The following is an 11,980-nucleotide window of genomic DNA, read 5'->3' on the forward strand; positions in this document are numbered from 1 at the left end:
GTGGTCATCAGCGGCAGCCTGCCCAAGAACGACAAGTACAGCCTGTACGCCGCGATCATCGTGAAGAAGGTCGACGCCGGCACGCGCGCCAAGACCTCCATCAACGAGCTCCTGCGCGCCTGAGCCCCCCACTGAAGAAAAGCATTCGTCCGGAGGAGACCGCATGAGCACGGGAAACATGGAGCGCATCCTGCGCCTGATGGCCGAGAAGGGCGCGTCCGACACCTACCTGTCGGCCAACATGCCGGTGCTGATCCGGATCAACGGGCAGATGCTGCAGCTGTCCGACCAGTTGCTGACGCCGGCCCAGCCGCGGGCGCTGATCTCCGAGGTCCTCGACCCGCAGCACCTGGCCGAGCTCGACGCCAATGGCGAGCTCAACATGGCGGTCTCGATTCCCAAGGTCGGCAGCTTCCGGCTCTCGGGCTTCCGCCAGCGCGGCTCGATCGCGGCGGTGTTCCGCCACATCCCGCACGTCATCCCGACGCTGGACAGCCTGACCCTGCCGCCCGTCCTGGGCAAGCTGATCACCGAGAAGCGGGGCCTGATCCTGATGGTCGGCGCCACCGGCACCGGCAAGAGCACCACGCTCGCGTCGATGCTGGAGCACCGCAACCAGACGATGACCGGTCACATCCTCACGATCGAGGATCCGATCGAATACCTGTTCACCAACAAGCGCTCGCTGGTCAACCAGCGCGAGGTCGGCCGCGACACCGCCTCGCTGAACACCGCGCTGAAGAACGCGCTGCGCCAGGCGCCGGACTGCATCCTGATCGGCGAGATCCGCGACCGCGAAACGATGACGGCGGCGATCTCGTACGCGCTGTCGGGCCATCTGGTCGTCGCCACGCTGCACGGCAACAACAGCTACCACGCGCTCAACCGGATCATGTCTTTCTACACGCCGGAGTCCCGCCCGGCGATGCTGAACGACCTGGGCGCGGGCTTGAAGGCGGTGATCTCCCAGCGCCTGGTGCGCGCCGCCGCGGGCGGCCGCGTGCCGGTCACCGAGATCCTGCTGAACACCAAGCTGATCGCCGAGCTGATCGAGCAAGGCGACTTCGCCGGCGTGAAGGAGGCGATGGAGAAGTCCATCGCCGAAGGCTCGCAGAGCTTCGAGGAGCACTTCGCCAAGCTGATCACCGAGGGCACGATCACCCGCGAGGAAGGCCTGGCCTTCGCCGACTCGCCGACCAACCTGCTCTGGCGCCTGCAGAACGACGGCCCCGGCGTCAAGCCCGGCGGCCCGGGCGCGTCGAAGAAGGAAGAGCCGGCCGAGGACACCGCCAACTTCACCTCGATCACGCTGGACGTGCAGCCGGGTTGATGCCCGCCTGCCTTGATCCCATGGACGACGACACCCTTGCGCTGCTCGAGCAGCTGATCGCCCGCGCGTCGGTGACGCCGCGGGATGCCGGCTGCCTGGAGCTGATCGGCGCCCGGCTGGCCGCGGCCGGTTTCGCGCTCGAACGGATGGACAGCGGGCCGGACGACTTCCGCGTCAGCAACCTGTGGGCGGTGCGCCGCGGCGCCGTGGCGGATGCGCCGGTCCTGGTCTTCGCCGGCCACACCGACGTCGTCCCCACCGGCGACCTGGCCCGGTGGAGCAGCGATCCCTTCGTGCCCACGGTGCGCGACGGCCGCCTCTACGGGCGCGGCGCGGCGGACATGAAGACCTCGCTGGCGGCGATGGTGGTGGCGGCCGAGGCCTTCGTCGCCGCGCATCCGGACCACCGTGGCAGCGTCGCCTTCCTGCTGACCAGCGACGAGGAAGGCCCGGCGCGCGATGGCACCGTCGTCTGCGTCGAGCGCCTGCGCGCGCGCGGCGAGCGGCTGGACTACTGCATCGTCGGCGAGCCGACCTCGGTCGAGCGCCTCGGCGACACGGTCAAGAACGGCCGCCGCGGCTCGCTGTCGGGCAAGCTGCGGGTCATCGGCATCCAGGGCCATGTCGCCTATCCGCAGCTGGCGCGCAATCCGGTGCACCAGGCCGCGCCGGCGCTGGCGGAACTCGCGGTGACCGAGTGGGACGGCGGCAACGCCTACTTCCCGCCGACGACCTTCCAGATCTCCAACATCGCCGCCGGCACCGGCGTGGGCAACGTGATCCCCGGCGAGCTGGTGGTGGACTTCAACTTCCGCTTCTCGACCGAATCGACGCCCGATACGCTGCGCCAACGGGTGCACGCGCTGCTCGAGCGCCACGGGCTGGAGTACACGCTGGACTGGTCGCTCTCGGGCGAGCCCTTCCTGACGCCGGTGGGCGCGCTGTCGGCCGCGATCAGCGCGGCCATCGCCGACGAAACCGGCGTCACCACCGAACTCTCCACGACCGGCGGCACCTCGGATGGGCGATTCATCGCCAAGCTGTGCCCCCAGGTGGTGGAATTCGGACCGCTCAATGCGAGCATCCACAAGATCGATGAATACGTGCCGCTGGACCAGATCGCGCCGCTGACGCGCATCTACCGCCGCACGCTGGAGAATTTGCTGCTGTGACGCTGTTGGAATTGATCGAGGCCCAGGCCGCCCGCCTCACCGAGGCGGGCGTTTCATTTGGGCATGGCACCACGAACGCCTTCGACGAGGCCGCCTGGCTGAGCCTGTGGGCGCTGGACCTGCCGCTGGACGCGCTCGACGCGCATGCGGGCGACCCCGTCGACGACGCGGGCCGCGAGAAGGTGGAGGTCCTGGTCGAGCGGCGCATCGCCACCCGCAAGCCGGCCGCCTACCTGACGCGCGAGGCCTGGCTGCAGGGCGTGCCCTTCTACGTCGACGAGCGCGCAATCGTGCCGCGCAGCTTCATCGCGGAGCTGCTCGCCGACGCGACCATCGATGCCTGGCTGTCGGACCAGACCACCCGCGTGCTGGACCTGTGCACCGGCAACGGCAGCCTCGCCGTGCTGGCGGCGATGGCCTGGCCGGAGGTGTCGGTCGACGCGATCGACCTGAGCGCGGACGCGCTCGCGGTCGCGGCGATCAACGTCGAGCGCCATCAACTCGCCGACCGCGTGCGGCTGCTGCAGGGCGACGGCCTGGCGCCGGCCCAGGGCGCGTATGACCTGATCCTCTGCAATCCGCCCTATGTGAACAGCGCCTCGATGGCCGCGCTGCCCGACGAATACCGCGCCGAGCCCGAGCTCGCGCTGGCCGGCGGCGCCGATGGCATGGACTTCATCCGCCGGCTGCTGGCCGACGCGCCGGCGCGGATGAACGAGCATGCGGTGCTGGTCCTGGAGATCGGCAACGAGCGCGCGTTCTTCGAGGCTGCCTTCCCGCAGCTCGAAGCGGCCTGGCTCGAGACCTCGGCCGGCGAGGACCAGGTGCTGCTGCTGACGCGCGAGGCGCTGGTGGCGGCCGGCTTCGGCGCCGAGGGAGCGTCCGCATGATCACCTTGCGCAACGTGGTGCTGCGCCGCGGCACCAAGGTCGTCCTGGACGATGCGAGCGTCGTGCTGCAGCCCGGCGAGAAGGTCGGCCTGGTCGGCCGCAACGGCGCGGGCAAGTCCAGCCTCTTCGCGCTGCTGACCGACCGGTTGCACAGCGACAAGGGCGACGTCGAGATTCCGCGCCACTGGGCGCTGGCCGAAGTCGCCCAGCACATGCCCGAGACCGACATGCCGGCCACCGAGTTCGTGCTCGAGGGCGACATCCGCCTGATGGCCGCCCGCCAGGCGCTGGCCGACGCCGAAGCGGCCGACGACGGCCACGCGATCGCCGATGCCTACGCGCAGCTGATGGACGCCGGCAGCCTCGATGCCCCGGCCCGCGCGCAGGCGCTGCTGATGGGCCTGGGCTTCAAGGGCACGCAGGTCGATGCGCCGGTGAACAGCTTCTCCGGCGGCTGGCGCATGCGGCTGCAGCTGGCGCGCGCCCTGATGTGCCCGTCCGACCTGATGCTGCTGGACGAGCCCACCAACCACCTGGACCTGGACGCCCTGGTCTGGCTGGAAGCCTGGCTGCAGCGCTATGAAGGCACGCTGATCATCATCAGCCACGACCGCGAATTCCTGGACGCGATCACCAAGGTCACGCTCCATCTGGACGATGCGAAGCTGCATCGCTACGGCGGCAACTACACCGCCTTCGAGTCCATGCGCGCCGAGCGCATGCTCCAGCAGCAGCAGGCCTTCGACAAGCAGCAGGAGCGCATGGCGCACCTGCAGAAGTTCATCGACCGCTTCAAGGCCAAGGCCTCCAAGGCCAAGCAGGCGCAGAGCCGCGTCAAGGCGCTGGAGCGCATGGAGAAGCTGGCGCCGGTGCTCACCGCGTCGGACTTCAGCTTCGAGTTCCGCGAGCCGTTGAACCTTCCGAATCCGATGCTGATGTTCGACACCGTCTCGGTGGGCTACGACACGGACGAGGGCGAGAAGGTCATCGTGCGCGGCATCGACCGCTCGGTGCTGGCGGGCCAGCGCTTCGGCATCCTGGGCGCGAACGGCCAGGGCAAGTCGACCTTCGTGAAGACGGTGGCGCGCATGCAGCGCGCGATGGGCGGCACGATCACCGAGGGCAAGGGCCTGTCGATCGGCTACTTCGCGCAGCAGGAGATGGACGTGCTGCGGCCCGACGAGGGCCCGCTGATGCACATGATCCGGCTGGCCAAGGAGGTCAGCCCGAATGCGCGCGAGCAGGAACTGCGCGACTTCCTGGGCCAGTTCCGCTTCGTCGGCGACATGGTGAACCAGGAGGTCGGCAGCCTGTCCGGCGGCGAGAAGGCGCGGCTGGTGCTGGCGATGCTGGTGTGGCAGCGCCCCAACCTGCTGCTGCTGGACGAACCGACCAACCACCTGGACGCCGAATCGGTCGAGTGGCTGGAGCAGTTCCTGCAGCGCTTCCCCGGCACCGTGGTGGCCATCACCCACGATCGCTACTTCCTGGACAACGCCGCCGAGTGGATCCTGGAACTGGACCGCGGCCACGGCATCCCCTGGAAGGGCAACTACTCCGACTGGCTGGACCAGAAGGAACGCCGCCTGGAGCAGGAGCAGAAGTCCGAGGACGCCCGCGCCAAGGCGATGAAGGAAGAACTGAAGTGGGTGCGCTCGAACGCCAAGGGCCGCCAGGCCAAGAGCAAGGCGCGCCTGGCCCGCTTCGAGGAACTGAGCGACGTCGAATACCAGAAGCGCAACGAGACCAACGAGATCTTCATCCCGGTCGCCGAGCGCCTGGGCAATGAAGTGATCGAGTTCGAAGGTGTGACCAAGTCCTTCGGCGACCGTGTGCTGATCGACAACCTGTCGTTCAAGGTCCCGCCGGGCGCGATCGTCGGCATCATCGGCCCCAACGGCGCCGGCAAGTCGACGCTGTTCCGCATGATCCAGGGCGTCGAGCAGCCGGATTCGGGCACGGTCAAGATCGGCAAGACGGCCAAGCTGGCCTTCGTCGACCAGAGCCGCCAGAGCCTGGACGCCAACAAGACGGTGTGGGAAGACGTCTCCGGCGGCCTGGACAACATCGTCGTGGGCAAGTTCGTGATGCCGTCGCGCGCCTACATCGGCCGCTTCAACTTCAAGGGCAACGACCAGCAGAAGATGGTCGGCCAGCTCTCCGGCGGTGAGCGCGGCCGCCTGCACCTGGCCAAGACCCTGGCCCAGGGCGGCAACGTGCTGATGCTGGACGAACCGTCCAACGACCTGGACGTCGAAACCCTGCGCGCGCTGGAAGAGGCGCTGCTGGAGTTCGGCGGCTCGGCGATGGTGATCTCGCACGATCGCTGGTTCCTGGACCGCATCTGCACCCACATCCTGGCTTGCGAGGGCGACTCGCAGTGGTTCTTCTTCGACGGCAACTTCCACGAGTACGAAGCCGACAAGAAGAAGCGTCTGGGCGAGGAAGGCGCGCGTCCCAAGCGCGTGCGTTTCAAGCCGATCACCTGATCGATCTGGCATCCCATCCCCCGATCCGCGCCCTCTGGCACGGATCGCGCCAGGCGCCCGCGAGGCCTCGATTTCAAGAGGCGTCGCGGGCGTTTTTCATTGGGGGCGATTCATTTCACGAATCTTTACGGCGCACCCATGGGCGATTGACGCGCGCCGCCGACCATCTCCTCACCCCCAAACGAATTGGAGATTCCGAGATGGTCAAACGCATTACCCGACCCCTCACGATGCTGGCGCTGGCCGCGAGCCTGGGCCTGGGCGCGCTGGCGGCGCAGGCCCAACCCGCCCCGGGCGACACGCCGCCTCCGCCGCATGCGATGCATCGCGGCCACGACTTCGGTGGCTTCGCGATGCAGGGTCGCCTGCTGAAGGAAGCCGGGGTCACCGACGCCCAGCGCGCCCAGCTCAAGCAGATCTTCGAAGCCGCCCACAACGACCTGAAGGGCCAGCGCGAGACCGGCCGGCAGCTGCACGAGCGCATGGAAGCGCTGTTCACCGCGCCCACCGTCGACGCCAACGCGGTCGAGCAGCTGCGCCAGCAGATCGCCGCGCAGCACGAGGTCGCCTCCAAGCGCCTCACGCTGGCGATGATCGACGCGTCGCGGGTGCTCACGCCTGAGCAGCGCGCCAAGATCGCCGAGCTCAAGAAGCAGCAGCGCGAGAAGATGAAGCAGCGCATGAAGGATCGCGGCCAGCATCGCAAGGACCGCCAGGGTGCGAATCCGGACAACCCGGTGCCGCAGCCTTTCACCGAACGCTGAACGCGAGAGGCCGGCTATGCTTCAGTCTTTCGATGAGTCCGCGGCGCGCGGCCTGGCCGATCCGGCCCGGTCGGTGGCCGCCTCGCAACGCCCGATGAATCCACGACTGCTCCTGATCGACGACGACGCCCGGCTCACCGCGATGCTGGGCGACTACCTCAGCAGCGCCGGCTTCGATGTGAGCTTCGCCGGCTCGCTGGCGCAAGGGCGCTCGGAGCTGGAGGCCGGCCAGTTCGAGCTGCTGGTGCTGGACCTGATGCTGCCCGACGGCGATGGCCTCGAGTTCTGCCGCCAACTGCGCGGTGACAAGCGCTGGCGCCGCCTGCCGGTGCTGATGCTGTCGGCCCGCGGCGAGCCGATGGACCGCATCCTGGGCCTGGAGCTCGGTGCCGACGACTACCTGCCCAAGCCCTTCGAGCCCCGCGAGCTGCAGGCCCGGGTGAAGGCGCTGCTGCGCCGCACCGAGCCGCAGGCGATGGGGGACGAGGTGCTGCGCTTCGGGCGGCTTGAGATCGACCTCGCGGCGCGCCAGGTGCGCCTGGACGGCAACGCCTGCGACCTGACCAGCCACCAGTTCGACCTGCTGGTCGTGCTGGCCCAGAGCCCGGGTCGCGTGCTGTCGCGCGACCAGATCATGGACGCGCTCAAGGGCCATCCGCTGGAGGCCTTCGACCGCTCGATCGACGTGCACATCTCCCGCATCCGCTCGGTGATCGAGGACGACCCCAAGAACCCGAGACGGGTGCTGACGGTGCGCGGCGCCGGCTACGTGTTCGCACGCAAGCAGGACGCCGAAGGCCTCGAGTAAGTGAAGGCGCTGTACCTCCGCATCTACGTCACCGTCGTGGTGGTGTTGCTGGCCTTCGCGCTGGGCTCGGCCTGGCTGTTCCAGGGCCGCATCGAGCAGGAGCGCGGCACCTTCGAGCAGGCGGCTTCCGAGCGGCTGGTGGCGCTCGCGGTGCTGGTGCAGCGCGCCTTGCCGCCGTCGACCGCCTCCGTCGACGAACAGGCCGATGCCGTCGAGGACTGGGGCCAGCGCCTGCGCATGGCCCTGGCGCTGGAGGATGCGCGCGGGCGCCGCATCGGCGCCTCGCCGCTGTTCGAGCGCCGCGAGGACCTGCCCGGCTCGCGGGTGCAGCGTGTGCCGCTGGATGACGGCCGTCACCTGCTGTTCCTGCGCCTGGCGCGTCCGCCCGGCGCGTCCGGCCCGATGGGGCAGGACAAGCTCGAGGCCGAGGCGCGCGCCGCGAGCGGACCCCGCCGCGTCTTCCGCGAGCGTCGCGATCCCTTCGTCGACGGTCCGCCGCCCGAGCCGCGTGATCCCGGGCGCGGGAAGGCCGGACCGAGATGGACCAGATGCGCAGCGCATGCTGGACCGGCTCGAGCAGCAGCGCCGCGAGGAAAGCGCGGCCTCCTGGGTGCCGGGCTGGGTGCCGCGCCCGAGCGGCGAGGCGCTGGCGGTGTTGCTCGCGGTGCTGTTCCTGGCGGTGGCCGGCGGCGCGTATCCGGTCGTGCGCCGGCTCACGCGGCGGCTCGAATCGCTGAAGTCGGGCGTCGAGCAGTTCGGCTCCGGGGACCTGAGCTTCCGCGTGCAGGACAACGGCAAGGACGAAGTCGCGGCGCTGGCCACCAGCTTCAACCGGGCGGCCGAGCAGATCGAGACGCTGCTGCGGTCCCACAAGAGCCTGCTGGCCAACGCCAGCCACGAGCTGCGCTCGCCGCTGGCGCGGCTGAAGATGGCGTTCTCGATGCTGGACGACGCCTCGCCGGCGCAGCGGGCGCGGCTCGGCCACGAGATCAACACCAACATCGCCGAACTGGATGCGCTGGTCGAGGAAGTGCTGCTCGCCAGCCGCCTCGAGGGCGGCGCGCAGTCGCTGCGGCTCGAGCCGGTGGACCTGCTCGCGATCGCCGCAGAATCGGCCGCGCAGGGCGGCGCGGAGCTGGAGGTCGAGGACGGCCTGGGCCAGTTGACGCTCCGCGGTGACGATCGCCTGTTGCGTCGCGCGCTGCGCAACCTGCTGGAGAACGCGCGTCGCTATGGCGGCCCGGTGGTCGAGCTGAAGGTGCGTCGCGCCGGCCAGGACCGCATCGAGCTGCAGGTCTGCGACCGCGGCCCGGGTGTGCCCGAGCCGATGCGCGAGCGGATCTTCGAGGCCTTCTTCCGCCTGCCTGGCCATGCCGAGGTGTCCGGCGGCGTGGGCCTGGGGCTGAACCTCGTCAAGCAGATCGCCACCGCCCACCAGGGCACGGTGCGCTGCGACGCCCGGGAGGGCGGCGGCAGCTGCTTCGTGATCACGCTGCCGCTGAACTGAGCGCTCGTGGGGGCTCGTCGCAGGATCTCAGACGATCCACGCAGCCCGCTCCGGGAAGTTCAAGCCTCTCTGACTTCCCGCCGATGCACGAGTGCCAGCAGCAGGCCCAATCCCAGCGCGGCCGCTGCCAACCCGACCGACGCCGCGCTCCAGAACCCACGCGCGCCCTGCATGACGGCCGGCAGTTCGACCTCATGCTGCCCGAAGGCGAGCCAGTAGCCCCCGCCCAGTCCGAGCCCCCAGATCGCGAACGCATAGATCAACATCGGCGCGGTCGCGATGTGATGCGCGCGCAGCACGAAGGCCGCGACCGTCTGTCCGGCGTCCGACACGTGGAACAGCCACAGCCAGCCCAGCAGCGGCAGCGCCGCGGCGACGATGGCTGCGTCGCTGGTGTAGAGCCCGAGCACCTGCTCCCGCAGCGCGAAGATCACACCGCCCAGCACGAAGGCGATGACCAGCGCGATCTCCAACCCATGCCAGCCGAGCCGCCGCGCGGCCGCGTAGTCGCGGGCCCCCAGCGCCTGGGCCACCAGCGTGCTGCAGGCGTTGGCCTGCGCCAGCGGCAGCATGAACATCATCGCGACCAGGTTCGCGCAGAGCTGATGGCCGGCCACCGGCGTCGTGCCCAACCGCGCGATGAAGATCGCCATGAAGGTGAAGCCGGTGACCTCGATCAGCACCGAGGCGCCCATCGGCACACCGAGCTTGACCAGGCGGACCAGCGTCGCCCAGCGCGGCCGGTGCAGCCCCGTCCCGGCGAACCCGAACGGCGCATAGAACGGGTCGCGCTTGAGCACGACGAGCGCGATCAGCAGCTGGCTCCACATCACGATCGCCGTCGCGATCGCGCAGCCCACCGCCCCCAGCGGCGGCACCTGCAGCGGTCCGACCGAGAAGCCAGCGATCAGCAGCGCGCTGGCCGGGAATTTCAGCAGCAGCCCGCCGATCTGCAGCGCCATCACCGCCTTGGGCCGCGACACCGCCGTGTTGAAGCCGCGATACGCCGTGAACAGCAGCGCGGCCGGCAGCGCGATGCCCAGCATGCGCAGGTAGTCCCGCACCTTGACGGCGATCTCCGGGCTCACCTGCGAGATCGCCAGGAAGGGCTGCGGGAACCAGAGGATCAACTCGCCCACGACCGTCAGCGCGAGCGCCAGCCAGGCGGCCTGATGCAGGCTGTCGCCGGCCTCGGTCATGCGCCTGGCGCCGAACAGCTGCCCCGCCACCGGCGAGATCGCCAGCACCACGCCCATCAGCCCGACGAACACCGAGGTGTAGACCGCCGAGCCCACCGCCAGCGCCGCCAGGTCGATCGCGGAATGCCGCGCCACCAGCAGCGTGTCGATCGTGGAGTAGGCGAGCACCGCCAGTTGGCCGATGAACACGGGCCAGGCCAGCGGCAGGATCTGGCGCAGGCTCTGGAGGCGTCCGCCCAGCACTGCCCGTGCGCCGGCGTTCGCGGCGTGGTCGGCGTCCGCGGTGTCGGTCAAACGGACTCCCCGCCGGCCACGTCCTGCTCCGTCGCACCCGGATCCGGCGGCGTCGCGTCGCCGCGCCGCTCGATGGCCCGCTCCGCATAGCGGTTGAAGCGCCAGGCCGTGCCCTCGAGCGTGATCCGCCGCCAGGTCGCGCGCTTCTCGCCCGGCGTGAACACCGGCCAGTTCTGGACCTCGTCGAAGCTGCGGCCGCAGCCCTTGCAGAGTTCGTCGCCCTGGCTGGTCGAGCAGATCGCGATGCAGGGTGCGTCCGGCGTCGTGTCGTACCAGCGCATCCAGGCGCCGAGCGCCGGGGCGGGCATCGAGTCCTCGTCGCACTCGGTTTCGTGGTGGAAGACCATCAGCGCGTAGACCTCGGCCAGCGCGCGCAGCTCGGGGCCCAGCGACACGCCGTCGCCCGGCGCGCGCTGCGCCACCAGTTGATGGCGGATTCGATGTCGGTGATGTGGATGCCAGCCATCTCAGCCATCTCAATAGTCGATGCCCATCGCGCCGCGCACCTCGCGCAGCGTCTTGCGCGCCACTGCACGGGCACGTTCCGTGCCGACCTCGACGATCCAGTGCACCTTCTTCGGGTCGGCCAGCAGCTCGTCGGCGCGCTCGCGCCACGGGGCCTGCTCGTCGTGGATCGCCTCGATCAGCGGCTGCTTGCAGTCCAGGCAGCCGATGCCCGCGCTGCGGCAGCCGGACTCCACCCAGGCGCGGGTGTCGCTGTCGGCATAGACCTTGTGCAAGGCCCAGACCGGGCAGCGCTCGGGCTCGCCCGGATCGCCGCGGCGCACCCGCTGCGGGTCGGTCTGCATCGTGCGCACCTTCTCCGCGACGACCTCCGGCGCGTCGCGCATCGCGATCGCGTTGCCGTGGGTCTTGCTCATCTTGCGGCCGTCCAGGCCGGGCAGGCGCGAGGTCTCGGTCAGCAGCGCCTGGGGCTCGGGGAACAGCGGCGCCGCCTGCTGGCGATAGAGATGGTTGAAGCGCCGCGCGACCTCGCGCGTCACCTCGACGTGCGGCGCCTGGTCCTCGCCGACCGGCACGAAGGCCGCCTTGTAGATCAGGATGTCCGCCGCCTGCAGCAGCGGATAACCGAGGAAGCCATAGGTGGCCAGCTCGCGGTTCTCCGCCACCAGGTCCTTGTAGCTGGGCATGCGCTCGAGCCAGCTCGACGGGGTGCTCATCGCCAGCAGCGTGAACAGCTCGGCGTGCTCGGGCATGCGGCTCTGGATGAACAGCGTCGCCTGGGCCGGGTCGATGCCGGCGGCCAGCCAGTCCACGACCATGTCGTAGACGCTCTGCTCCAGGCCTTCCCGGTGCTGGTAATGGGTGGTCAGCGCATGCCAGTCGGCGACGAAGAAGAAGCAGTCGTAGGCCGCCTGCAGCCGCACCCAGTTCTTCAGGGCGCCGTGGTAATGGCCGAGGTGCAGCGCGCCGGTCGGGCGCATGCCGGAGAGCACACGCTGGCGCGGGAGGGGAGGCGGATGGTCGGTCATGGCGGCGGGCGGGGCGGTGGCCGCGGCGCGGGAC

General features: G+C 69.8%; 10 protein-coding genes and 3 pseudogenes. 9 read left to right on the top strand and 4 right to left on the bottom strand.

All coding sequences use genetic code 11. From position 1 onward, the window contains the following. From FUT87_RS04170 to FUT87_RS04200, 8 genes and pseudogenes are all read left to right on the top strand, one after another. A pseudogene (locus FUT87_RS04170) lies at nt 1-123 on the top strand (2,3,4,5-tetrahydropyridine-2,6-dicarboxylate N-succinyltransferase); the annotation flags it as partial. A 40-nt stretch (nt 124-163) separates the two neighbouring features. Beyond that, complete coding sequence (locus FUT87_RS04175) at nt 164-1,330, top strand: PilT/PilU family type 4a pilus ATPase (RefSeq protein WP_147240184.1); 1,167 nt, start codon at nt 164-166, stop codon at nt 1,328-1,330. A 20-nt stretch (nt 1,331-1,350) separates the two neighbouring features. Then, on the top strand, nt 1,351-2,502 hold the full coding sequence (dapE, locus tag FUT87_RS04180; protein ID WP_147240185.1) for a succinyl-diaminopimelate desuccinylase: 1,152 nt from the start codon (nt 1,351-1,353) through the stop codon (nt 2,500-2,502). Next, on the top strand, nt 2,499-3,392 hold the full coding sequence (gene prmB / locus FUT87_RS04185) for a 50S ribosomal protein L3 N(5)-glutamine methyltransferase (protein ID WP_147240186.1): 894 nt from the start codon (nt 2,499-2,501) through the stop codon (nt 3,390-3,392). The genes dapE and prmB overlap by 4 nt, the downstream gene beginning before the upstream one ends. Further along, nucleotides 3,389-4,210 (top strand): annotated as a pseudogene (locus FUT87_RS31275) (ABC-F family ATP-binding cassette domain-containing protein); the annotation flags it as partial. The gene prmB and the pseudogene FUT87_RS31275, both read left to right, overlap by 4 nt. A 117-nt stretch (nt 4,211-4,327) precedes the next feature. Further along, a complete protein-coding gene (ettA, locus tag FUT87_RS31280) occupies nt 4,328-5,881 on the top strand; it encodes an energy-dependent translational throttle protein EttA (RefSeq protein WP_404935360.1) in 1,554 nt (517 codons plus the stop codon). 200 nt (nt 5,882-6,081) lie between these two features. Further along, nucleotides 6,082-6,645 (top strand): Spy/CpxP family protein refolding chaperone, encoded by a 564-nt coding sequence (locus FUT87_RS04195; protein ID WP_091724237.1) that lies wholly within the window; start codon nt 6,082-6,084, stop codon nt 6,643-6,645. A 94-nt stretch (nt 6,646-6,739) separates the two neighbouring features. Further along, nucleotides 6,740-7,453, top strand: a complete 714-nt coding sequence (locus tag FUT87_RS04200) for a response regulator (protein WP_091725180.1) — start codon at nt 6,740-6,742, stop codon at nt 7,451-7,453. 23 nt (nt 7,454-7,476) lie between these two features. On the opposite strand, the gene FUT87_RS04205 is transcribed toward FUT87_RS04200, so the two are convergent. Continuing rightward, nucleotides 7,477-7,692 carry a hypothetical protein gene (locus FUT87_RS04205; RefSeq protein WP_147240188.1) on the bottom strand — a complete coding sequence of 72 codons (216 nt, stop codon included), beginning with the start codon at nt 7,690-7,692 and terminating at the stop codon, nt 7,477-7,479. A 320-nt stretch (nt 7,693-8,012) separates the two neighbouring features. Between FUT87_RS04205 and FUT87_RS04210 the strand changes: the two genes are divergently transcribed. Next, entirely contained in the window at nt 8,013-8,960 is a 948-nt protein-coding gene (locus FUT87_RS04210; protein WP_310735099.1) for an ATP-binding protein, read from the top strand. 59 nt (nt 8,961-9,019) lie between these two features. Here FUT87_RS04210 and FUT87_RS04215 read toward each other — a convergent pair whose 3' ends face one another. The 3 genes and pseudogenes from FUT87_RS04215 to trpS form a co-directional block, all read right to left on the bottom strand. Beyond that, nucleotides 9,020-10,453, bottom strand: a complete 1,434-nt coding sequence (locus FUT87_RS04215; RefSeq protein ID WP_255511654.1) for an MATE family efflux transporter — start codon at nt 10,451-10,453, stop codon at nt 9,020-9,022. Further along, nucleotides 10,450-10,919 (bottom strand): annotated as a pseudogene (locus FUT87_RS04220) (DUF3717 domain-containing protein). Before FUT87_RS04220 ends, FUT87_RS04215 begins: the two are co-directional and overlap by 4 nt. A gap of 10 nt (nt 10,920-10,929) precedes the next feature. Beyond that, entirely contained in the window at nt 10,930-11,946 is a 1,017-nt protein-coding gene (trpS, locus tag FUT87_RS04225) for a tryptophan--tRNA ligase (RefSeq protein ID WP_091724238.1), read from the bottom strand. Nucleotides 11,947-11,980 lie beyond the last annotated feature (34 nt).

The sequence above is a fragment of the Mitsuaria sp. TWR114 genome (assembly GCF_007997345.1).